The 22,433-nt window shown below is 44.7% G+C and carries 19 protein-coding genes; 12 read left to right on the top strand and 7 right to left on the bottom strand.

Annotated features, from left to right (window positions below):
* The first annotated feature begins 3 nt into the window (after positions 1–3).
* From prfA to kdsA, 5 genes are all read left to right on the top strand, one after another.
* The gene (prfA, locus tag MHM87_RS14145; RefSeq protein ID WP_239259707.1) at positions 4–1,089 is read left to right on the top strand and encodes a peptide chain release factor 1; all 1,086 of its coding nucleotides are present in this window, start codon (positions 4–6) and stop codon (positions 1,087–1,089) included.
* Positions 1,090–1,125: 36 nt separating this feature from the next.
* Positions 1,126–1,965: a peptide chain release factor N(5)-glutamine methyltransferase gene (prmC, locus tag MHM87_RS14140; protein ID WP_168532822.1), complete on the top strand. Its 840-nt coding sequence runs from the start codon at positions 1,126–1,128 to the stop codon at positions 1,963–1,965.
* A 153-nt stretch (positions 1,966–2,118) separates the two neighbouring features.
* Positions 2,119–3,681: a response regulator gene (locus MHM87_RS14135; protein ID WP_014949020.1), complete on the top strand. Its 1,563-nt coding sequence runs from the start codon at positions 2,119–2,121 to the stop codon at positions 3,679–3,681.
* A 238-nt stretch (positions 3,682–3,919) separates the two neighbouring features.
* The gene (locus MHM87_RS14130; RefSeq protein WP_239259705.1) at positions 3,920–4,285 is read left to right on the top strand and encodes a SirB2 family protein; all 366 of its coding nucleotides are present in this window, start codon (positions 3,920–3,922) and stop codon (positions 4,283–4,285) included.
* Between the two features lie 20 nt (positions 4,286–4,305).
* Positions 4,306–5,160, top strand: a complete 855-nt coding sequence (kdsA, locus tag MHM87_RS14125) for a 3-deoxy-8-phosphooctulonate synthase (RefSeq protein WP_014949022.1) — start codon at positions 4,306–4,308, stop codon at positions 5,158–5,160.
* A 62-nt stretch (positions 5,161–5,222) separates the two neighbouring features.
* On the opposite strand, the gene MHM87_RS14120 is transcribed toward kdsA, so the two are convergent.
* Positions 5,223–5,501, bottom strand: a complete 279-nt coding sequence (locus tag MHM87_RS14120; RefSeq protein ID WP_014949023.1) for a hypothetical protein — start codon at positions 5,499–5,501, stop codon at positions 5,223–5,225.
* Between the two features lie 216 nt (positions 5,502–5,717).
* Here MHM87_RS14120 and MHM87_RS14115 point away from each other — a divergent pair, with 216 nt between their 5' ends.
* The 5 genes from MHM87_RS14115 (at position 5,718) to fusA (ending at position 11,178) form a co-directional block, all read left to right on the top strand.
* Positions 5,718–6,620, top strand: coding sequence for a transcriptional regulator GcvA (locus tag MHM87_RS14115; RefSeq protein ID WP_014949024.1), 903 nt, complete (start codon positions 5,718–5,720; stop codon positions 6,618–6,620).
* Position 6,621: 1 nt separating this feature from the next.
* On the top strand, positions 6,622–7,314 hold the full coding sequence (locus MHM87_RS14110; protein WP_075176305.1) for an alpha/beta family hydrolase: 693 nt from the start codon (positions 6,622–6,624) through the stop codon (positions 7,312–7,314).
* A gap of 35 nt (positions 7,315–7,349) precedes the next feature.
* Entirely contained in the window at positions 7,350–7,817 is a 468-nt protein-coding gene (locus MHM87_RS14105; RefSeq protein WP_239259703.1) for a DUF423 domain-containing protein, read from the top strand.
* Positions 7,810–8,907 (top strand): 23S rRNA (cytidine(2498)-2'-O)-methyltransferase RlmM, encoded by a 1,098-nt coding sequence (rlmM, locus tag MHM87_RS14100; protein WP_075176307.1) that lies wholly within the window; start codon positions 7,810–7,812, stop codon positions 8,905–8,907. Before MHM87_RS14105 ends, rlmM begins: the two co-directional genes overlap by 8 nt.
* Before the next feature lie 183 nt (positions 8,908–9,090).
* On the top strand, positions 9,091–11,178 hold the full coding sequence (gene fusA, locus MHM87_RS14095; RefSeq protein WP_061485411.1) for an elongation factor G: 2,088 nt from the start codon (positions 9,091–9,093) through the stop codon (positions 11,176–11,178).
* A gap of 113 nt (positions 11,179–11,291) precedes the next feature.
* On the opposite strand, the gene cynS is transcribed toward fusA, so the two are convergent.
* From cynS to MHM87_RS14065, 6 genes are all read right to left on the bottom strand, one after another.
* The gene (gene cynS, locus MHM87_RS14090) at positions 11,292–11,741 is read right to left on the bottom strand and encodes a cyanase (RefSeq protein WP_014949029.1); all 450 of its coding nucleotides are present in this window, start codon (positions 11,739–11,741) and stop codon (positions 11,292–11,294) included.
* A gap of 18 nt (positions 11,742–11,759) precedes the next feature.
* A complete protein-coding gene (locus MHM87_RS14085; RefSeq protein WP_239259701.1) occupies positions 11,760–13,667 on the bottom strand; it encodes a protein phosphatase 2C domain-containing protein in 1,908 nt (635 codons plus the stop codon).
* A gap of 126 nt (positions 13,668–13,793) precedes the next feature.
* The gene (locus tag MHM87_RS14080) at positions 13,794–14,642 is read right to left on the bottom strand and encodes a formate/nitrite transporter family protein (RefSeq protein ID WP_014949030.1); all 849 of its coding nucleotides are present in this window, start codon (positions 14,640–14,642) and stop codon (positions 13,794–13,796) included.
* Positions 14,643–15,082: 440 nt separating this feature from the next.
* Positions 15,083–17,149 (bottom strand): DUF3488 and transglutaminase-like domain-containing protein, encoded by a 2,067-nt coding sequence (locus MHM87_RS14075; RefSeq protein WP_239259699.1) that lies wholly within the window; start codon positions 17,147–17,149, stop codon positions 15,083–15,085.
* Positions 17,146–18,279 carry a DUF58 domain-containing protein gene (locus MHM87_RS14070; protein WP_239259697.1) on the bottom strand — a complete coding sequence of 378 codons (1,134 nt, stop codon included), beginning with the start codon at positions 18,277–18,279 and terminating at the stop codon, positions 17,146–17,148. Before MHM87_RS14070 ends, MHM87_RS14075 begins: the two co-directional genes overlap by 4 nt.
* A gap of 36 nt (positions 18,280–18,315) precedes the next feature.
* Positions 18,316–19,263 (bottom strand): MoxR family ATPase, encoded by a 948-nt coding sequence (locus tag MHM87_RS14065; RefSeq protein WP_239259696.1) that lies wholly within the window; start codon positions 19,261–19,263, stop codon positions 18,316–18,318.
* A gap of 500 nt (positions 19,264–19,763) precedes the next feature.
* On the opposite strand from MHM87_RS14065, the gene seqA reads away from it, so the two are divergent.
* Entirely contained in the window at positions 19,764–20,549 is a 786-nt protein-coding gene (gene seqA, locus MHM87_RS14060) for a replication initiation negative regulator SeqA (RefSeq protein ID WP_239246171.1), read from the top strand.
* Between the two features lie 47 nt (positions 20,550–20,596).
* Complete coding sequence (pgm, locus tag MHM87_RS14055) at positions 20,597–22,249, top strand: phosphoglucomutase (alpha-D-glucose-1,6-bisphosphate-dependent) (RefSeq protein WP_049588979.1); 1,653 nt, start codon at positions 20,597–20,599, stop codon at positions 22,247–22,249.
* Positions 22,250–22,433: the final 184 nt, after the last annotated feature.

Raw genomic sequence — 22,433 nt, 5'->3', positions numbered from 1 at the left:
CATATGAAAGAGTCGGTAGTTAGGAAACTCGAACACTTAGTCGAGCGTTTCGAAGAAGTTCAGGCGTTGTTAGGCGACCCTGGAGTTATCGGCGATCAGGATAAGTTTCGCAACTTGTCAAAAGAGTTCAGTCAGCTAGAAGATGTAGTGGCAGGCTTTAATGCTTATCAGCAAGCACAAGAAAACTTGGCTTCAGCGCAGGAAATGTTGAACGAAGATGACGCTGAAATGCGCGAGATGGCACAGGAAGAGATGAAAGATGCCAAGGCGGAAATTGAACGCCTTGAAACTGAACTTCAGGTGCTACTCCTGCCAAAAGATCCTAACGATGATAACAACTGTTTCTTGGAAATTCGCGCAGGTGCAGGTGGTGACGAAGCGGCAATATTTGCAGGTGACTTGTTCCGCATGTACAGCCGTTATGCCGAAAGTCGTGGCTGGCGTGTAGAGTTGGTTAACGCCAATGAAGGTGAGCACGGCGGTTATAAAGAAGTCATTGCGAATGTTAGCGGCGATGGCGTGTACGGCGTATTGAAATTCGAGTCGGGCGGTCACCGCGTACAGCGTGTACCAGAAACCGAATCACAAGGCCGTATCCATACCTCGGCATGTACCGTGGCGGTATTACCAGAAATTCCAGAGTCGCAGGCAATTGAAATTAACCCTGCAGAGCTTCGCATCGATACCTTCCGTGCATCAGGTGCGGGTGGTCAGCACGTTAACAAAACCGACTCGGCTATTCGTATTACCCACTTGCCAACAGGCTTGGTAGTGGAATGTCAGGACGAGCGTTCACAGCACAAAAACCGTGCGAAAGCGATGTCGGTACTTCAAGCGCGCTTAAATCAGATTGAAGAAGAAAAGCGTGCAGCAGAAGAGGCATCTACCCGTAAGAGCCTAGTCGGTAGCGGCGACCGCTCTGAGCGAATTCGTACTTATAACTTCCCGCAGGGACGTGTAACCGATCACCGTATCAACCTGACTATTTATCGATTAGATGAAGTGGTGGAAGGTGATCTGAAACAGCTTATCGCCCCAATTTTGCAAGAGCATCAGGCCGATCTGCTGGCCTCTCTTTCTGACGAATAACGCTGTCTTGTTAAACAAACTGTTTATAGAAAAACAATGCGCATAGACAACGCCTTAACATGGGCTGCTGAGCAACTAGAGGGTGGGGAGTCACCCTCTATTGACGCGAAAGTCATGTTGGCGAACATTCTAGGTAAGTCACAAACTTACCTATTCACATGGCCTGATAAAACCTTGGATGCCGCCCAGAAAGCCCAATTTGAAGCGGATGTGGCCAAGCGTAAACGGGGTGAGCCCGTAGCGTATATTATCGGTAAGCGTGATTTCTGGACCCTGTCACTGTTTACCTCGCCAGATACATTAATTCCGCGACCGGATACTGAAGTCTTGGTTGAGCAGGTACTTAATTGGGTAAATCAACAATCCTCTGCATCCCTATCAATCTGTGATTTGGGAACAGGCACTGGCGCCATTGCGTTGGCATTAGCGAGCGAACTGCCAGAAGCATCCGTTACTGGCGTAGACTTTCAAGCGGGTGCGGTGAACCTTGCTACCCGTAATGCCCAAGCTAATAGCATAGTCAATGCGCATTTTGTTCAAAGTGATTGGTTTAGTGCGCTGGCAGGTCAAACCTTCGACATTATTGTTTCAAACCCACCTTATATAGAAGAATCCAGTCCATACCTTAATGAGGGCGACGTGCGTTTTGAACCTAAAACAGCATTAACCTCGGGCACTGACGGCCTAGACGACATAAAACACATCATCAATAGCGCGCCGCATTATCTCAATAAAGGTGCCTTACTTGCATTCGAACACGGCTTTGACCAAGGGGCTGCGGTTAACGCTTTGCTCGTAGATGCGGGATTTGTAGACGTCAAAACTGTTAAAGATTACGGCAACAATGACCGTGTAACGCTAGGACAGTGGCAGTAGTTTTTAACCTCCAAAGAAGTTATCTTTTCTGTAGTTATCAAAATTTAATTGCAAACTTGCTTATATTTTGTTTTACATTAGTATCTATTAAGCGGTTGTAAGACCTCAAAAAGCACTAAGTTAAACAATCTCTTACACTACAGGACGTACCAGATGAATGATGACTTTCTTTTCGCAGAAGATGACGATGAAAATGAAGTAGATGATCTGGGTAGCTGGAAAGTACTCATTGTTGATGATGAACCCGAAGTACACGCCGTTACCAAGCTGGCGCTAAATGACTTTAGTTTAAATGGCAAAACCCTTGAGTTTGTTAGTGCCTATAGCGGAGAGGAAGCGAAGGCCATTTTCAAAACCCATGATGATATCGCCGTTGTGTTACTTGATGTTGTTATGGAGACTGATGACGCCGGTCTTAAAGTGGCGGAGTATGTTCGTAACGAATTAGACAATCATTTCACGCGTATTATTTTGCGTACTGGACAACCTGGCCAAGCCCCTGAAAAAGATGTCATCATTAATTACGACATCAACGACTACAAGTCGAAAACCGAACTGACCGCGCAAAAACTCTTTACTGTTATCATTGCAGCGCTCCGCTCATATCGAGATATTATCGTTATCGAAGAAAATAGACGCGGCCTTGAAAAAATTATAGATGCGTCTGTGGATTTATTTTCCTCCCGTTCCCTCGAAAAGTTCATGCAGGGCATCATTCAACAGCTGGCGTCTATTCTGGGCTGTTCAAAGGATGCAGCCTACATTACTACAGCGGTGGCAACCACATCGCGTACTATTAATACCAGCAACAACAAACTGGGTGACGACGAACTATATGTTTTTGCTGGCAACGGTGAGTACGCCAGTAAGGAAGGTGTGCCTTTAAAAGACGCGATTAGCGCACAAGAATATGCCCTGTGCGCAAGAGCCATGCGCGATAAGCAAATTGTTTATGCAGAAGATCACGTTGTGGCTTATTGCAACAGTAAAAGCCACAATGGCGCACTCTTGTACTTGTCAGGATTACCGAGACGAATAGGGGAAAGTGATCGTCATCTGGTAAAACGCTTTTCAGACAGTGTTCAGCTTGCTTTTGACAACGTACTTAAAACCGTAGATGTTGAAGCGACGCAGAAAGAAATAATTGAGCGTTTAGGTCGAGCGTTAGAGCATGAGTCAAATGCATCAAATAATCTCACAAGAATGGTTGAAATGGCGCAACTGTTGGCAGAAAAGGTTGGGCTGAACGAGCAAGACATCCACGCATTACGCCTTGCCGTGCCACTCCATGATATTGGGACGTCTATAGTGCCTAAATCTATTTTGCACAAAACGACGCCGTTAACCGAAGAGGAAGTATTTAAAATACGTCAGCATGCTGAATTTGGTTACCAGATCTTGCGAGATTCAAGCCGGCCCACTATCCAACTTGCAGCAATGTTAGCAAAGCAGCATCACGAACGCTGGGATGGAAAGGGATATCCAGACGGGCTTAAAGGCGAAGAAATTGATATAAAAAGCCGTATTGCCACGTTAGTTGATGTGTTTGATGCACTGTTAAACGCAAGGCCGTATAAGCCAGCGTGGACAATTGACAAGGTTGAAGCCGTATTGAAAGAGGAAAGTGGCAAGCACTTCGACCCTGATTTAGTTCAGTGTATGCTAAATGACCTTCCGGCCTTTATGGCAATTCAAGCTCAATTCCCTGACGCATAATGATTTATTTCTCCGTTATTTACGTACTGTAATACGTTACAATAACAGCCTCTAGACAGGCGCCATAATTAAAACGAAGGCAGGTGCTACATGCACCTGTTTTTTTGAGTCTGCTACTCGTATTCTGAGTCTGTTTAATTTTGCATTGCTGTAAAACTAAATCGGCTCAATTAACACCTGTGTTAAAGTAACCAGAAGCAGCCTTACTATCTAATAAGAACAGGAACACATTATGTACATGATGGCTAAACACCTTCACATGACCGCCGTTGGCTTAAGCATCTTATTTTTTGTCTTTCGCTTTATATGGAGTCAATTCGACGCTACAGCACTTAGCAAAAAATGGGTTAAAATTCTCCCACATATCATTGATACCGTACTATTAGCCAGCGCAATTTGGCTATGCATTATTTTGTCTCAATATCCTTTAGTTAATGCATGGCTCACATTTAAAGTTGTGGGCGTGGTGCTGTACATACTGTTTGGATTGTTTGCATTGAAAAAAGCCAAAACAGCGTTAGGCAAATGGAGCTTTTTCGTAGCAGCGCTTGTTGTGCTTATGGCAACGGCTATGGTTGCTGTAACCAAACAACCTCTTTTTTAAGATTTAATTGGAAATAGATAATGTCTGAATCTCAACAGATTATTAATGTAGGTAACGTTGACGTTGCCAACCACTTGCCGTTTGTTCTGTTCGGTGGAATGAACGTACTTGAGTCTCGCGATCTCGCTATGCGTATTGCAGAACACTATGTTGAAGTAACGCAAAAGCTCAATATTCCGTACGTTTTTAAAGCCTCGTTTGATAAAGCGAACCGTTCATCTGTGACTTCTTACCGTGGGCCTGGCATGGAAGAAGGGTTGCGTATTTTTGAAGAAATTAAGTCGACCTTTAACGTTCCGCTTATCACTGATGTGCACGAACCGCACCAAGCAGCTCCCGTAGCTGAAGTGGTGGATGTTATTCAACTGCCTGCTTTCTTGGCGCGCCAAACCGACCTTGTGGTTGCAATGGCAAAAACCGGTAGCGTTATCAATGTGAAAAAGCCTCAATTCTTAGCACCGCATGAAATGCGTCACATCATAGGAAAACTAGGCGAAGCGGGGAACGATAAGGTTATTCTTTGTGAGCGTGGTAGCTGCTTTGGATATAACAATTTAGTTGTGGACATGCTTGGCATGGACGCAATGAAAGAATATGCCCCAGTAATATTTGATGCGACTCACGCACTTCAAATGCCGGGTGGCCGAGCGACGTCTGCAGATGGTCGTAGAGCGCAAGCTGCACAGTTGGCCAGAAGTGGTATGGCATTAGGTTTGGCAGGGCTATTTATAGAAGCGCATCCTAACCCAGATGAAGCACTATGTGATGGGCCTTGCGCACTGCCGTTGGCAAAATTAGAGCCTTACTTGCAGCAGATGAAAGCACTAGATGAATTGGTGAAAGGTTTTGACGCGTTAGATACAAGTAATACCTAAGCTAGTATTTGATGGCGTATGCCGGTGCAAGCACCGGCATGCGTATCAGGTGTGTGAGTTGCTTATTCCGCTTCAGAAACGTTTACGCGCTCTTCACCTTTTGTCATTGCTAATAAGTTCTTGTGAAGCTGAACTTGCGTCTCTTCAGCTAAAATCGCTTTAGACTGCTTTTTCACAACAATGTGCGCATCGTTTTCTGGCAGTACTTCGGCCATTTTTACGCTGGTCATTGCTGTGTTGATTAACGATTGTAGATTGATCTTTTCTGGTTGTGCGTTAGCATTTGCAGCAGCGCTTACAAAAGCCATTACAGAAACACTAGCTAAAAGTAATTTTTTCATTTTCACACCTAATAAAAATAATTAAATAATTGTTGATGAATGTTAAAATGTTTAACAAATGTTCATCATAAAATGCTGAAATTAAATGTTCTTTTTTAATTTCGGGTAAATTATAGTCAGTGGGTGGTGAAAAATAAAACGAGTAAAAGTATGGGTTGTCATTAGAAAAACTAATGAATTTGTCATGCTTCGGTCACACTGGATTAAAAACGATATATGCATCGACGTTTACCCCCTCTCAACGCCTTGAAATCGTTCGAAGCGGCTGCTCGCCATTTGAGCTTTACTAAGGCTGCCGATGAGCTGTTTGTTACGCAAGCTGCCGTTAGCCACCAGATAAAAGCGCTTGAAGATTTCTTATCGATGAAGCTATTTCTTCGAAGAAATAGAACCCTGCTTCTAACCGAAGAAGGTCAAGCTTATTTTCTTGAGCTAAAAGATATCTTCAAAAACTTACAAGATGCGACAGAAAGGCTACTTGCGAAGGGCAGTAAAGGTGCTATCACGGTAGCGATGCCGCCCAGCTTTGCGAGCCAATGGCTGGTACCCCGTATTCATAAGTTTAGCTTGGCGCATCCAGACATCGACGTACGCATCAAGGCAGTTGATTTCGATGAAGGCTTCTTAGAAGACGATGTAGACGTTGCGATATATTACGGTAAAGGTCGTTGGGCTGGTCTTCAAGCCGACCAGCTACATCGAGAGTTTCTAACTCCGCTTTGCTCTCCAATGCTTTTTCAAGGCCCCAAACCTTTATCCAGCCTGTCTGACTTAAGGCACCACGTGTTGCTTCACGACTTAAGCCGTACTGCATGGAAAAATTGGTTGAAGCATGTAGGTGTGGTTGGCGTAAACGTTAACCAAGGACCGGTTTTCAGTCACTCCATGCTAGTTTTGCAAGCCGCTGCACTCGGTCAAGGCATTGCGTTGGGTAACACGGTACTTGCAAGGCCGGAAATTGAAGCGGGAAGGCTAGTTATGCCGTTTGAAGAACGAGTGGAGAGTCGCGATGCGTTTTATCTCGTGTGTGAGGAATCACAGGCTGAACTAGGTAAGATTGCGGCATTTAGGGACTGGATTTTAGCGCTGGTCGAAGCTGAACAAGAGGACTTGTTGTAATATGACTAAGTTGAACACCATTGCTGAACAGCCTAGTTTTGACATTGAATTGCATGAAGCCGATAAGCCCTTAGCGTGTTTGATACTAGGCCATGGAGCCGGCGCCGGTAAGGAACATGAGTTCATGCAAGACATTGCGAAGGAACTGGTTGCTAGAGGTATATCAACCGTTCTTTTTAACTTTCCCTATATGCAAACCATAAAAGCTACCGGTAAGCGTAGGCCTCCCGATAAAGCCGATAAACTTATGTCACATTTTACTGCGGTGATTGAAACCTGCAGCAAAGATAACAAAGCCTTGCATAACTTGCCTGTGTTCATCGGTGGAAAGTCGATGGGCGGGCGTATGGCGACCATGGTGTACGAAGCGGTGAGCAATGTAAAAGGCGCGATAGCGCTGGGCTATCCGTTTCACCCTCCTGGTAAGCCAGAAAAAACACGAACCGAACATCTGCAAACGGCGTCTAAGCCTTTGCTTATTATTCAGGGTGAACGAGATACCTTTGGTACAAAGAGCGAAGTAGAGGATTACAAAAAGCGCAGCGTATTATCTACAGACATTGAATGCGCCTATTTAGACGACGGCGATCACAGTTTTAAGCCTCGCAAATCAAGTGGCAAAACGCAGGAAGAACATATTGTTACCGCTGCCACGCTTACCGCTTCTTTTATTGAAGCCCATTTAAATAATTAATGGTTAATTAGAAATCAGAGCGAAAGACTAATTTAATGAAAACTGAAAAACTTAGGTTTGCCTCCGTTGCTAAACCTTACCTTATTATTGGCGCATTGCTAGCGGGCCTTTCTGTAGTACTAGGTGCGTTTGGCGCACATGGTTTAAAAAGCGTATTAACTGCACAGCAGCTCAACACGTTTGAAATTGGCGTGCGTTATCAAATGTATCACGCATTAGCCTTGCTGCTTTTGCCTGTGCTGTCAGGCGTTGTCTCATCGACGTGGGCTAATCGGGTAGCGTTTTGTTTTGTTACCGGAACGGTGTTGTTTAGTGGAAGTTTATATGCGCTAGGAATAAGCGGTATTAAATGGTTTGGCCCAATAACGCCTTTGGGTGGCATGTTCTTTATTATTGGATGGGTGTTGTTAGTGATAGGACTGATAAAAGGTCATGATTTAAACAAGCAACAAAAAGAAGAGCAGAACAAAACTCACCACATGCCGGGGGCAGGTAATGTCTAACGCCAGTATTTTAGGTTATTGCCGACCTGGTTATGAAAACGATACGGCTAACGAGCTTACCTCTCGTTACGGTGAAGCCCAGTGTTATGGCTACCCATTATCTAAGAAGAACAGTGGCTTTGTACTTTATCATTTATATGATGCCACGCAGCTTGAGCAAACCATTACCCAGTTTGCTGTTCACGACAGTATCTTCCCTCGTCAACTGGTGGCTGTTTTTGCCACGCTAAACGATATAGAGAAAGAGGACAGGGTAGGGCAAGTGCTCGAGGCTTTGAAAGAGGTAGAAAAACCATTTCAAATTTTTGGCGCCATAGACGTCGAATACCCAGATACAGAAGAAGGTAAAACCCTCGCAAAGTTCTGCCGAAAGTTTACTGTTCCTCTTCGCCAAGCCCTAAGAAAAGCGGGATGGCTCACCGCAAAGGAAAATTTAGGTAAGCCAAAGCTACATATTTTCTTTGAGTCATTTGAGATTTGCCATATTGGCTATACATTACCCAGTCATGCTAGTGGCGATCACTTGGGTATTTGCCGGTTAAAGTTCCCAAGTGATGCGCCGAGCCGCTCGACGCTTAAACTTGAAGATGCTTTAGTGAATATGCTGAGCGACAAACAGCAGGCTAAGGTACTTCGAAGCGGTGGACGTGCCGTGGACCTAGGTGCATGCCCGGGTGGTTGGACATATCAGCTGGTGAAGCGCGGAATGTATGTTGAAGCTATCGACAATGGACTTGTAGCCGATAGCTTAATGAGCACGGGCTTGGTTGAACATCACGCGGCAGACGGGTTTACCTATCGACCACAATTTGGTCGTGTAGATTTGCTGGTATGTGATATGATAGAGCAACCCGATAGGGTAGCTAAATTGATGGGTGATTGGTTAGTTAAGCACTGGGCAACGCACGCAATATTCAATTTAAAGTTACCTATGAAACAACGTTATGAAACTGTAGTTGAAGCCATGACGTTGCTAAGAGGCCGATTAAATGCCTTGGAAGATGCATTTGCGGTGAAGGTGAGGCATCTCTACCACGACAGAGATGAAGTTACAGTAACAATTGTTCGCACTTCAAAAGATGAGGTGTGATTTTGTTATTTTTCAAAAAAGTGTCATTAATTAATAAGTTATTGATACTTAAAGAAAAGAATTGATGGTGGTGCGGATTTTAGCAAACGAATTTAAGGTTTATGCTAAAAAAGGTGTAAATCTGGTATAGAAATCCTTTATAATCCGGCCGTTTTTTTACTCTGAACCAATGAAAGTGAACTAATGTCAGACTTATCTCATTACAGAAACATTGGTATTTTCGCCCACGTAGACGCGGGTAAAACTACCACAACAGAACGTATCTTGAAGCTTACTGGTAAAATCCATAAAACTGGTGAGGTTCACGATGGTGAATCAACAACTGACTTCATGGAGCAGGAAGCTGAGCGTGGTATTACCATCCAGTCAGCGGCAACAACCTGTTTCTGGAAAGATCATCGCATGAACATCATCGATACTCCGGGACACGTTGACTTTACAGTTGAAGTATATCGTTCACTTAAAGTACTAGACGGCGGTATCGGTGTATTCTGTGGTTCTGGCGGTGTTGAGCCTCAGTCAGAAACTAACTGGCGTTACGCTAACGAATCAGAAGTTGCGCGTGTAATCTTCGTAAACAAACTAGACCGTATGGGTGCAGACTTTTACCGTGTAGTTGGCCAAGTTAAGAAAGTACTTGCTGCTAACCCACTAGTAATGACGCTTCCAATCGGTATCGAAGACGAGTTTACAGGTGTTGTTAACCTTCTAGACATGAAAGCGTACATCTGGGACGATTCAGGTCTTCCTGAAAACTACGAAGTTGTAGATATCCCAGCAGATATGGTTGATAAGGCTAACGAGTACCGTGAGCAACTAATCGAAACTGCTGTTGAGCAAGATGACGACCTAATGATGGCTTACATGGATGGTGAAGAGCCGTCTCTAGAAGACATCAAGCGTTGTATCCGTAAAGGTACTCGTGACCTAGCGTTCTTCCCAACATACTGTGGTTCTGCATTTAAGAACAAAGGTATTCAGCTAGTTCTAGACGCGGTTGTAGACTTCCTACCTTCTCCAACAGAAGTAGATCCACAAGATCTAACTGACGAAGAAACGGGCGAGCCTACTGGTGAAGTTGCAACAGTATCTGTTGACGAGCCGTTCCGTGCACTTGCGTTCAAAATCATGGACGACCGTTTCGGTGCCCTTACGTTTATTCGTATCTACTCTGGTAAGCTAAACAAAGGCGACACTATTCTTAACAGCGCAACGGGTAAAACTGAGCGTATCGGCCGTATGGTTGAGATGCACGCTGATGAACGTACTGAACTTACTTCAGCACAAGCAGGTGACATCCTAGCTGTTGTTGGTATGAAGAACGTTCAAACTGGTCACACACTATGTGATCCTAAGCACCCATGTACACTAGAGCCAATGATCTTCCCTGAGCCAGTAATCTCGATTGCTGTTAAGCCAAAAGACAAAGGCGCTAACGAAAAGATGTCTATCGCTATCGGTAAACTAGTAGCAGAAGACCCATCTTTCCAAGTTGAAACTGACGAAGATTCTGGCGAAACCATCCTTAAAGGTATGGGTGAGCTTCACCTAGATATCAAAGTAGACATCTTGAAGCGTACTTACGGCGTTGAGCTAGAAGTTGGTCAACCTCAAGTTGCTTACCGTGAAACTATCACACAAGCAGTTGAAGACAGCTACACGCACAAGAAGCAGTCTGGTGGTTCTGGTCAGTTCGGTAAGATTGATTACCGCATCCGTCCGGGCGAAACTAACTCTGGCTTCAAGTTCACATCTACTGTTGTGGGCGGTAACGTTCCTAAAGAATTCTTCCCTGCAATCGAAAAAGGTTTTGCAGGTATGATGGAAGTAGGTCCTCTAGCGGGCTACCCAGTACTAGACGTTGAAGTTGAGCTATTCGACGGTGGTTTCCACGCAGTTGACTCATCAGCAATCGCGTTCGAAATTGCAGCTAAAGGTGCATTCCGTCAGTCAATGCCAAAAGCAGGTCCTCAAATTCTTGAGCCTGTGATGAAAGTTGACGTATTCAGCCCAGAAGACAACGTTGGTGACGTAATCGGTGACCTTAACCGTCGTCGTGGTATGATCAAAGACCAAGAAGCTGGCGCTACTGGCGTTCGCATCAAGGCTGACGTACCTCTATCTGAGATGTTTGGTTACATCGGTCACCTACGTACTATTACATCTGGTCGTGGTCAGTTCTCTATGGAATTCAGCCACTACTCAGCTTGTCCTCAGAACGTAGCTGACAAAGTAATTGAAGAAGCGAAAGCACGTAAAGCTGCTAAGTAATTAGCCTTTGCGAACGTAAGCTGACCTTGGGTTAGCTTACGCTTCAAGAAATACTAAAAAGCCGGTCGCATGACCGGCTTTTTTTATGTCGGGTGTCCCATCCTGAAATACGTTTAGTACATCTTATATGGCAGAAACTTCCCTGACATCACTACGCTGACACGGTCACCTTTAGGGTCGTTTTCGCGCTGTAAATCCATAGAAAAATCAATGGCACTCATGATGCCGTCGCCAAACTCTTCATGAATTAATTCCTTTAATGTAGTGCCATACACACTCACCAATTCATACCAGCGGTAAATAAGCGGGTCGGTAGGGACTTCTGTGGGTAACGAGCCTTTGTAAGGCACGATTTGAAGCCAGGCAATCGCTTCGTCGGTAAGCTCAAGTAACTCACCCACGGCTTCAGCTTGCTGCTTTGTCATGGCCATTTGTCCTAAGCAAGCTGCTGTACTCCATTCTTTTGACTGACCAACAACTTCGGCAATCTGACTCCACTTTATGCCTTTTAAAATTTTGGCTGACTGGATCATGTCGGTAACTTGGGTTCTCGATGTAATCATTTGCATTTCCTTAAAGAGTTAGTTAAACAAAATGAGCGTAACTAGATTGCTGAAAATAAGTGCCAGTATTAGCACCTTGTACACAAAAAGAGGGTGTCGTTTTACTAACGGCTCGTACGCCGTATGTTGTGATGGATTTGGGTAGCGAAGCGAAAAAAGAAACTCAGATAGTGAAGAAAATCGCTTATCAGGGCTCACATGCAAAGCACGCTTAAGGGCGCTATCAACCCAATTAGGTATTGGCCGATTAGGAGCCAATGCGGTTTGGTATTTTAACTTTTTCTGCTCGGCCAACGTGCGACAATGAACGAGCTTTGTGCCATAGGGGTAACGCCCGCACAAGAGATAGTAGGTGAGTACGGCTAAGGAAAACAGATCAGAGCGCTCTGTGCCTACATTTCCTAAAAAGTATTCAGGTGCGGAAAAAAGTGCAGCGCCAGGAATAGGTGTGTCACTATAGAGGCTTGGGGCATCGGCTAAGGCTGCTGAACCCAAATCTATAATTGTACAGTGCCCTTGTTCGCTAATAATAATATTGTCAGGGCGTATATCCCTATGAACAATGCCCTGACGGTGCATTGCCTGTAAACCTTTACCAACCTGCTCGATTATATTCCTAACTTGCTCTAATGGCGGCGTAGGATTATCAACAGCCCATTGAGCTAGCGTTTGACCTTGAATATATTCACTTACGCTGTAAAAAGCAGAAGGAGGGTACGGTAAACCCAAATCAGTAAACGTTGGGCTTTTAATAACGTGTGCCGAATTAATCCGTCTCGAAAACCAGCTCTCTATTAGGAGCCCATTTACCATTTCTGGTGATAGGGTAAAGTCGGTAGCCGGTGTTTTTACAACCACAGGGCTGTTTGTGTGCGTAGCTTCACAAGACGAATTGGTGGCAATAAAAACATGGCTTCGGGCCGACGTATAAAGCTGTCGTTCTAGCTTCAGTCCATCAACATCATCACCCGTCTTAAAGTTTGCGGCAGCAGGCTCTTCGCATACATGTTCATCAGACTGCTGATTTGAGTAATGAATCGCAGCATCAGAAACCTCAGAATTGGTTATCAGTTGGTTGCCCAACGGTCTGTGTACAGATGAATGAGGTGAAGTTGAAACGCCTGTATACAGTGGGTGTCTGTGATCGTCTAGGCCATCATGGCTAGCTACAAGAACCTTTACGAGAAGTAAGGTGAGGTTGTCATCGCTTCCTCTAGTAAATGCCTCATGTACTACCAACGCAGCTTGGTTTTCAGAAAGCGTATCGGCCTCACTGATTTTCATAAGAATGGTGGGTAGCGAAACAAACTCATAAACGCCGTCGCTACTTATCGAAAACGTGCTCGATGAGTTGAGGGTGAGTGTTGTGTGGTCGATATCTATATGTGCTTGAACGCCTAATGCTTTAGTAAGATAACTCTGCGAAGGCTCACTTTCCGATACTTGACGATGAGGTTTTGTGAGTAAGACCGGCGACTGTGCGTTCTTAGAAATAGCCTGAATTTGACAATCCCCCACATGAAATACATCCATGTGATTGCCTGTTACCACTGCCACTGTTAACGTGCACACATAACCTTTTTCTGGTGTATAGCAAAAGGGACTTCTTTGCGTACGTGTGTAAAGCAGCGCGTTTATCTCTTTAATAATGGTTTCAGCGCGCGTCTTAACCGACCATTGTTCCGGCGCTATTTTAAACAGTTTAATAAACTGACTGGTAGCAAAGTCGCTAGCAACTTGGCTAACCGTACTGCTACTTACACCGTCGGCGATAACAAAAACGCTGCTTTGATTAGGTTTATCAGAAACATGAAAAGCGTATGCATCTTGGTTTATCGCTTTAACGCCGGCTGTAGAAAATGCACTTACACTGAGCGTGTTAGCTGGTGGGTTAATTGGGGCGTTTAACGCGGCTCGCTCATTCATGTTTAATTGCTTCTTACCTGCATATTTAATTATGAGCCCAATTAGTTATTTCCAAGGAAACGGATAACGCCATCATGACGTGTCTTGTAGGGACAAGGCATGATGGCTTTAAGATAAGCGCCTTAATTAAATAGGCAGTGTTTGCGATGCAGCGGCTTTATCAACAGGGATAGTACGTTTGGGTAGCGTCTTAACGTGGGTGGTGTACAGGGTTAGTCCAGTAAAGGCGAGGCCACCAACAAGATTTCCAAGTGCAGTTGGGATCTCGTTCCAAATGAAGTAGTCCATAACCGAGAAGTCGCCGCCCATAATAAGGCCAAATGGGAAAAGGAACATGTTTACTACTGAGTGCTCAAAACCCATAAAGAAGAACAGCATGATTGGCATCCACATGGCTAGTACTTTTCCGCTAACGTGGGTTGAAATCATTGCACCCACTACGCCTAGCGACACCATCCAGTTACACAACATGCCGCGAATAAAAATGGTGAACCAGCCTGCAACGCCGTGTTCAGCGTAGCCCAATGTACGCGCTTCGCCAATGCTGGCTACCTTAGTCGCGATGGCACCGCCATCCACGTTATACCCCATGGTAAAAATAAACGACATCATAAAGGCCACGGTTAATGCGCCGCCAAAGTTACCTAAGAATACTAATCCCCAATTCCGTAGAATTTGTTTTGGCGTGACGCCAGGTCGCTGTGCAAGCCAAGCGAGTGGGGTAAGTACAAACACGCCGGTTAATAGGTCAAACCCCATAAGGTAGAGCATACAAAAGCCCACTGGGAATAACACTGCGCCAAGAAGAAACACGCCGGTTTGAACGGCAATGGTAACGGCAAAAACAGCGGCAAGGGCCAATATTGCACCTGCCATATAAGCGCGGATTAGAGTATCTCGCGTAGACATATAAATTTTGGCTTCGCCTGCATCTACCATCTTGGTTGCAAACTCAGCGGGGAGAAGATAAGCCATGGTTTCACCTCACGTTGTCGTTATTAATAAGTTGTCATCTGTGTGTTGGCGTTTACTGTTTCAATGCGTTCCAGAAGATCAAAAAAAGGCGTCCGCAGCGCTCTCGTAAGAAAGAACTGGGGACGCCTTTGTCCGAAACTCATGCATTGTAGTAGCTAACAAATAAACCGTTAGTTATATGTACGCCTTTGTACTCTAAAGCCCGTTAGCACCTAAAACTTGTTTAAGCGCCCTCGTACTTTTGTAATTCATTTGTACAAAGCTAAAAAAGTGCCAACAACCAAAATGTACGCAAATGTGTTAGTTATTTTTCTTAAAAACAATGACTTGCACAAAGTTGTGGTTGTGTTGATAGGCGCTTGCGCCAAGGCACCATTAATTAGTCTGCACTAAAAAGGGGGGAGTGTGACTGTTTAAGGTGCAACCGGTTTTACCATTTCCTACTTTAATGCCTGTTTTAACATTTTTAGCTGCCGCTTCATGGCTGGATAAACTTTTGCCTCTTGTGTCTGTTGTGCGTATTTTTCGTGCTCAAATAGCTCACACAGTAGTGTTAGTGCCTTGGCAGCATTTTCATTTATTAAAGGATTAACCTCAGCCAAATAGGCTGACAAGGTTTTGTTTCCTCTTTCTTTTCCTGTTTTAGCTTCAACGCATTTTATTGCGTTTAGTAAAACTCTGTGTGAGGGCGACCGTGTGTTGCGATGCGTTGTGGGTAAAAAATACAGCGCTAAAATAAGCCCGATTAGGCCGATGGCGGAAAGAAATACAGCACGCATTTTTTGCGGCGTTAGCGAGCCTAGTAATTCTTCAAGCATGTTGGTTTGCGCAGCATTGTCAAAACCGAGTACCCACTTACTCCACGAGTAATCGAGCTGTTGCAACCAGCTTTGTAACGTTGCAATAATAGCAGCATTGCTAAGGTCGCCCAAAATACTGGCTTCACGTGACTCCCCCAGCTCTTCCAGCGCACGTTCAAGTCCGAAGGTTAGGCGAGACGGTGCCACCATACTCGTTGGGTCGTGTCGAATCCATACACCATCGATAAATGCTTCCACCCATGCATGTGCATCGTACTGCCTTACTTGAAGCACATTGTCATTAAGTGCGCTTCCGCCCTGGTAGCCTGTCACCATTCTTGCCGGTACCCCTGCGGCGCGAAGCACATACACCATGGCGCCTGCGTAATGGGCACAAAAACCTGAGCGTTCTTCAAATAAAAAACGGTCGATGGGGTCGGTAGGCATGGCGTTCGGCGATAGGGTGTAGCGGAAGCCCCCTTGATTAAATTCACGCATTATTGCGCTAACTATTTGCTGTGCGCTTGAGTATTGTTTGGCAAGTGTCTGTCCCCATGCTCTGGCTTGAGGGTTGCCATTCATGGAAACCTGAAGGTTTAGTTGCGATTCAAAATTTCCTATTCCGCTAGTGATTTGAGCAGTTGGATAGTAGCGCAGATAAAACGCTTTTTTACTGGATATTGGGCTATTCGCCCTTAACGTAAAATCAAAGAGACTTTTTACGAAAATACTGTTCTCGCGGTTGTTGGGGGTCGAAGGCGCTAACGCAAACAGCCACGTTTGCTGTGTGGGTTCCACGATCAATTCATAACTTATCACTTGAAGCGTATTTTCCTCGGCCAGAGCTGACAAGGGTGTTGACTTGCCCATGTAAGCTAACTGCTGCTCTGCCTGTTTGCGTTTGTCGCTAATAGACCAGGTTTTCCCGTCAAAATGTTCTAAGGTCATAGCGCGCCAATACCTAGACGGTGCAACAGGGACTGCTTCTGCGTTTTCAAATGTGGCGCTGAAAGCCAATTCAGATGAACTTGCAAGTGACGCAATATCACCTGGTGTCACTGTGTCAGAAAGCCCGGTTTCGGTCGACTTTGACGTGGGCATCTGCCAAAGCGGAGGGAGTTGGGGAAGCAGTAAAAACAGTAGCAGCGCGATGGGGAAAGCCTGGACAATAAGTACGGTCACGAATTTAATGCTTTTTGATTTGGGTATTCCTGCACCGTGATAAATGGCAGTCGCAAATAGCAGCAGGGCCAGTATTCCTGTATAGCCAATCCACGCAAATACGCTTAGAGACGAAATAAATCCGCAGCCGATTAAGAACAAACAGGTACATACAATTAAGTGAAAATCTCGTTTTTTTTCAACCAGCATGATTTTGAGCGCGCATGCGACGGTCAATAGGTTGATCATGCTATCAAGCAATCCTACAGAAAAGCCGAACCACGATAATGCGAACACTGCCAATATCGCCAGCAAGTTAACCGTGCGTGATGTGGGCAGACTATTTAACGCACTAAGGCCTGCGGTCCTCACTATCACAGCACATCCACCTAGTATAATTACCCATGTCATAAGCGGCGCGGTGAGAGTAAAAAGAATAAGAGAGAAAGCTATGCAAAGCATAAGCACAGCCACGGACGTTGGTTGGCTAAACACGCTTTTAACAACGGTTAATTGCGTTAAACGGCTTAAAATAGCGGAGTTCATTTCGTTGACCTCGCTCTTTCATTCTTTATGGAAGATATTGAGGCCGTTTTATTTGAGGTTGAAGAAGCTTGTTGTGAATGCGAATTCAAACAAGCAAGTGCACTAAGACATTCGTGCCTATGTTTTACCCCGTGAGCAGGGGCAATGTTAAGCCCTTTGTACTGTATTCCAAATACCCGGTCTGCGCCTGTCCAAGACAATGTTGCATAGGTAAGTGCCGATACGGCAGTTTCCACATCTATGTTTGAGGGAACTGAAAGTACAAAACTGTCGCTTTGCAAGGAGGTAAAGGATTTCGAAACCCAGTTCCCGTTTTTCGCCACATGCTTCCATGATACGCGATTAAGCGGCTGTCCAACTTCGTAATCGTTTAATGCGTAAAAGTCTTCGTTACTTGTAAGGTCGTTAACCTGACTGACGCTATCCGACTCATTAGAATTCGCTAACTTATTAATAGTGACCGGACCTTCTTGAGGTTTTGCGTAGACAGTGACCTGTTGGTCAAAATCGAGGTGGGTCCAGCATTTATATAATCCCAACGGAAAATCGCATGCAATGGTTAGTCTGCCCAGTGCAAATCGGCCCCGTACTGGTATTGGAAGAGGCACGCTGAGGGTTTGCGTTTGTCTTGTATCCGTAACTTTATTGTCGTTTAAAGAAAAGCTGTACGCTTGCTGAGCCACTGAGATATTTTCACTGCTTGCATGAGCAGTCGTATCCATGGGGCGCACTGTATTTAGCCACTTTATTGCTAATACACCATTGCAGGTTTTCGTTGGCGCTGCCGGGTGAGGGATAACCTGAAGCTGTAATTCACCCTGTAAGTTACAGTGAAATGGACTGGGGGGCGTCGCTTTAAGCGCTAAACGCGCAAAGTTTTGATGAGTGTAAAACAGCGTTAATAGCATAATGCTTAAGCACAAATAGCTAAGCAGCAACATCAAATTGTTTTGGTAGTTAGTGCCAAGTAAAAACAAACACAGCGATAGAATAATAAAAGACCAACCGAATCCGCTCGGCAATATAAAAATACTGTTTACGTTGAGGTGATGTTCGTGAGAAGCCGGAACTCGCCTGTCTAACCACTTCAGTAGCCTGCGTTGTAGGTAATTCGACAGTGAAGCTGGCATTCTACGCACCTTTAGCGCTCCGAAAATTCATAAATGCTAGGCTGCCAGTGGGTCAATACTATCGAGTAATTTCTGGCTCAGTTTTTCACCGTCAAAAGCATGGGTTTGCTGCCCTTGTGCCAACTGATGTGAAGACAATGTTAGCCTATGAGCGGTAATGGCCACGAAGACGGCCTGTACATCTTCGGGAGTAACATATGATTTTCCGGAAACAAACGCCCAGGCTTTGGCACCTTGGAGTATCGCTCTACTCGCTCGTGGCGATAGGGGGTTAGGGTAATCATTACTTTCTCGACTTTCACTCACCAATCTTAGTATGTAATGAATAATGGCATCGCTGGTATGAATAACGGCTACCTCTCGTTGCATCTCGCGCAAATTCTCCTCATTTAGTATTTGTGAAAGCGGTGCTAATGTATCCTGTTGCAATAGCATGGCTTTTTCTGCTTCCCACGCTGGATAGCCCAAAGAGATACGCATAAAGAAACGGTCGAGTTGAGACTCTGGCAAAGGATAAGTGCCCGATTGATAGCTTGGGTTTTGTGTAGCAATAACAAAAAATGGAGAGGGTAGCGCGTGGGTTACACCATCTATACTTACTTGTCGCTCTTCCATCGCTTCTAACAGGGCGCTTTGTGTTTTGGGGTTGGCTCTGTTTAGCTCGTCCGCTAACACCACTTGGCTAAAAATAGGGCCGTGTCTAAACGAAAAGCGCTTTGCCTCGTCTTGTTCATTACTGTGAAAAATGTTTACGCCTAACATATCTGATGGGAGTAAGTCAGAAGTAAATTGAATGCGAGAATATTGTAGGCCAAAAACTTGTGAAAGCGCATGAGAAAGGGTGGTTTTACCCATTCCCGGTAAGTCTTCAATTAATAAGTGGCCATTGGCAAGTAAACAAGTTATTGCGAGTTTTAATTGGTGATCTTTACCAATAATTTTCTGACTAAGAGCCCGCTGTACGTTAATGATATCTTGGCGCATATGATTGTCACTTAAGTTTAAAGTTACTCTGTCACACTACGTATTAAACAGTGAGAAAGCGATTAAGGCTTTTCTAAGGATGTTGCGCAATGATGTTTAAGTTCATGTCTGAGTTCATGTTCTAGCTTACATGTTTAGCGAACGGTAACGAGTGCCGACAATGTGGTGTTTCGAAGGTCACTACTTCTTAATAATAGCAACGATAGTGAAAGGCTTTCTATTGAATTACCTGTTAAATTTTATACGCAGGTATATCAGCGACTTGATGGTTCGTTGCGTTGTTTCTCCTATGTTCTTAATGTTGTTAAGGCGACGTCTATTTTTGAAAAAGTAAAAACGGCTTACATGGACTTTATCGACAGCAAATACGACGGAACGGGAAGCAGTAAAACGTCACTTTCTTACCTTATTAGCATAGATTCCCGCAAAACATCTGTTATTAAGTGCTGCGTAGTTTATCTGTGTTGTCTATAATGGTGCCTCTTAAAAAGGAAGTAGTTATGAAAAGCATTGAAATAGATGACGATTTATATGCCTTCATCGCCAGCCAAACGAAGCATATTGGTGAGAGTGCATCACAAATTTTAAGACGTTTACTTTTGCCTGAAGACGGTGCCGTGTCCCATGGTGTCCAGCATGGTGGGGCTTCATCTACATCTGTAAAAACAAGCGAACCAAAAAGTACAGACGTTGTAGAAACCGCAGATAACGCAAGTGAGTCAACACCCGAAGTTGAAACTCAAGTGGCGACTAAAGTACAAACCAAAGCGCCTACTAAAGCGACAGCCAGTTCAGCAGTTAAAGCAGCGCCAAAGGCTGCAGCGAAGAAAGCTCCAGCTAAAGCAACGGCAGCAAAAGCGCCTGCGAGCTCAAGGGCAGCTAAAAAGGTTTCGGAAGTTTCTTCAGTAACGCCAGCAACAGAATCTCACTCGAAAAGAGACATTCTTGAAGCGGTGTCAAAAGATGCATTAGGCACATTTACCAAGCGCGTTGATCAATTCCTGTTTGTTTTAAGTGCAGCGCACAAGCTTAATGCAGAAAACTTTACTCGTGTTGAAAGTATAAAAGGTAAAAACCGTACGTACTTTGCGACAAGTAAGGCGGCATTGTTGGAAAACGGCAGCAGTACTAATCCTAAAGCTATCCCTGATAGCCCGTTCTGGGTGGTAACAAATAACAATACTGCCAAGAAAACGAATATGCTGGAACAAGTTTTGCGTAACTTAGGCTATCAACCCGATGTTATTGAAACCGTGATTGCGCGTTTCTCTTCAGAAGGTAAATAGCAAGCCAAGGTATAGAACAACGAAACTTCTAAATAAGGATTTTTTTCATGGCATTACATCCGCAGGCTGGACAGCATGCAGCAAAAGAGCAACTCATTAACGTAGCGCAGTTAGTGAGCCAGTATTACAGCTATAAACCGGATATGAATGACCCGGGTCAAGCGGTCTCTTTTGGCACGTCAGGTCACAGAGGTACAGCTTCCAACGCTACGTTTACCGATACCCACATCAGTGCAATTTGCCAAGCATTGGTAGAGTATCGTAAACAAGAAGGTATCGACGGTCCGCTGTTCGTTGGTAAAGATACCCACGCGTTATCTGAGCCTGCCATGATTACCGCTATCGAAGTTTTGTGTGCAAACGGTGTCAATGTTGTGGTGCAGCGCGCAGACAATGAAAGCATGGGCTATACGCCGACACCTGTTATTTCACGTACTATTATTCGCTACAATCGCGCAGGTAACACCGACAAGGCAGATGGTATCGTCATTACGCCTTCTCATAACCCTCCTTCAGACGGTGGATTTAAGTACAACCCGCCTCATGGTGGGCCTGCCGATAGTGATGTAACCAAACAAATTCAAGAACGCGCGAATGAACTAATTGCCGATGGCAATAAAAACGTTAAGCGCATTGATATTCGTCAAGCTACCGCGCGCAAATTGGTTCGTGAAGAAGACTTCATGGAACCTTACATTGAAGACCTTGCAAGCGTTATCGACATGGAAGCGATTGCAAAAGCTAACTTGAAGTTAGGTACTGACCCATTAGGTGGTGCAGGCATAGGTTATTGGTCGCGAATTGCAGATAAATATGGCTTGGACATTACCGTTGTTAACGACGCGGTTGACCCACAGTTTGGTTTTATGCGCCGCGACAAAGACGGTAAGCTTCGCATGGATTGTTCGTCTGCCTATGCGATGGCAGGGCTTATCGAGCTGAAAGATAACTTTGACTTAGCTTGGGGCAATGATCCTGACTTCGATCGTCACGGTATTGTGTGCAAAAGCGCGGGCCTAATGAACCCAAACCATTATTTGGCCGTGGCTATTAACTACCTTTATACCCACCGTCCAGAATGGCCTAGCGATCTAAATATCGGTAAAACACTGGTGTCTAGCAGTATGATTGACCGCGTAGCCAACAGTTTAGGTAAACCTTTGGCTGAAATGCCGGTAGGCTTTAAATGGTTTGTTGATGGTTTATCAAACAGCACTATTGGTTTTGCGGGTGAAGAAAGTGCTGGTGGAATTTTCCTTGAACGCAATGGAAGCACGTGGGCGACAGACAAAGACGGCTTTATTCTTTGTTTGCTGGCAGCTGAAATCCTAGCCATCACAGGCAAAGATCCTGGCGAGCACTACAAAGCGCTAACGGAAAAATTTGCAGCGCCGGTTTACAGCCGTGTTGACGTGGCAGCAACCCTTGAACAAAAGCAAAAGCTTTCGGCGATGGATGCATCTGTCGTCACTAGCGATACGTTGGCGGGCGAGCCTATCACGGCCGTTCAAACCCATGCGCCAGGTAATAACGCGGCAATTGGTGGCGTTAAAGTATCGACAGAAAATGGCTGGTTCGCAGCGCGTCCTTCTGGCACCGAACAAATTTATAAAATCTATGCGGAAAGCTTTAACGGTGAAAGCCACTTACAGGAGCTAATTGCTGAAGCCGAAGCCTTAGTCGGAAAAATAATCAAATAAGTACAAAAATGAATCACTTTAAATTCCTTTTTGTAAATTAATTGTTAAAAATCGCATGAATGCATACGAATTCATGCGATTTTTTGTTATTTTAACAAAATTATTACAACATAATCGTTTAAGCGCTGCTATATTGCTGTCATATTCTGAAGTTATTCTGTAATTAAATTACGTTTTCGGTGTG

This window comes from Alteromonas sp. Cnat3-28, from assembly GCF_022348265.1.
In the GTDB taxonomy this organism is placed as follows: Bacteria; Pseudomonadota; Gammaproteobacteria; order Enterobacterales; family Alteromonadaceae; genus Alteromonas; species Alteromonas macleodii.
Note: the sequence above shows the minus strand (reverse complement) of the source record. Positions and strands in the feature narration are given on the sequence as shown.

What these genes read in the sequence shown, in the direction of transcription:
- prfA (WP_239259707.1), top strand. Translation starts at nt 4, where the DNA reads ATGAAAGAGTCGGTAGTTAGGAAACTCGAACACTTAGTCGAGCGTTTC.
- prmC (WP_168532822.1), top strand. Translation starts at nt 1,126, where the DNA reads ATGCGCATAGACAACGCCTTAACATGGGCTGCTGAGCAACTAGAGGGT.
- MHM87_RS14135 (WP_014949020.1), top strand. Translation starts at nt 2,119, where the DNA reads ATGAATGATGACTTTCTTTTCGCAGAAGATGACGATGAAAATGAAGTA.
- MHM87_RS14130 (WP_239259705.1), top strand. Translation starts at nt 3,920, where the DNA reads ATGATGGCTAAACACCTTCACATGACCGCCGTTGGCTTAAGCATCTTA.
- kdsA (WP_014949022.1), top strand. Translation starts at nt 4,306, where the DNA reads ATGTCTGAATCTCAACAGATTATTAATGTAGGTAACGTTGACGTTGCC.
- MHM87_RS14120 (WP_014949023.1), bottom strand. Translation starts at nt 5,501, where the DNA reads ATGAAAAAATTACTTTTAGCTAGTGTTTCTGTAATGGCTTTTGTAAGC.
- MHM87_RS14115 (WP_014949024.1), top strand. Translation starts at nt 5,718, where the DNA reads ATGCATCGACGTTTACCCCCTCTCAACGCCTTGAAATCGTTCGAAGCG.
- MHM87_RS14110 (WP_075176305.1), top strand. Translation starts at nt 6,622, where the DNA reads ATGACTAAGTTGAACACCATTGCTGAACAGCCTAGTTTTGACATTGAA.
- MHM87_RS14105 (WP_239259703.1), top strand. Translation starts at nt 7,350, where the DNA reads ATGAAAACTGAAAAACTTAGGTTTGCCTCCGTTGCTAAACCTTACCTT.
- rlmM (WP_075176307.1), top strand. Translation starts at nt 7,810, where the DNA reads ATGTCTAACGCCAGTATTTTAGGTTATTGCCGACCTGGTTATGAAAAC.
- fusA (WP_061485411.1), top strand. Translation starts at nt 9,091, where the DNA reads ATGTCAGACTTATCTCATTACAGAAACATTGGTATTTTCGCCCACGTA.
- cynS (WP_014949029.1), bottom strand. Translation starts at nt 11,741, where the DNA reads ATGATTACATCGAGAACCCAAGTTACCGACATGATCCAGTCAGCCAAA.
- MHM87_RS14085 (WP_239259701.1), bottom strand. Translation starts at nt 13,667, where the DNA reads ATGAATGAGCGAGCCGCGTTAAACGCCCCAATTAACCCACCAGCTAAC.
- MHM87_RS14080 (WP_014949030.1), bottom strand. Translation starts at nt 14,642, where the DNA reads ATGGCTTATCTTCTCCCCGCTGAGTTTGCAACCAAGATGGTAGATGCA.
- MHM87_RS14075 (WP_239259699.1), bottom strand. Translation starts at nt 17,149, where the DNA reads ATGAACTCCGCTATTTTAAGCCGTTTAACGCAATTAACCGTTGTTAAA.
- MHM87_RS14070 (WP_239259697.1), bottom strand. Translation starts at nt 18,279, where the DNA reads ATGCCAGCTTCACTGTCGAATTACCTACAACGCAGGCTACTGAAGTGG.
- MHM87_RS14065 (WP_239259696.1), bottom strand. Translation starts at nt 19,263, where the DNA reads ATGCGCCAAGATATCATTAACGTACAGCGGGCTCTTAGTCAGAAAATT.
- seqA (WP_239246171.1), top strand. Translation starts at nt 19,764, where the DNA reads ATGAAAAGCATTGAAATAGATGACGATTTATATGCCTTCATCGCCAGC.
- pgm (WP_049588979.1), top strand. Translation starts at nt 20,597, where the DNA reads ATGGCATTACATCCGCAGGCTGGACAGCATGCAGCAAAAGAGCAACTC.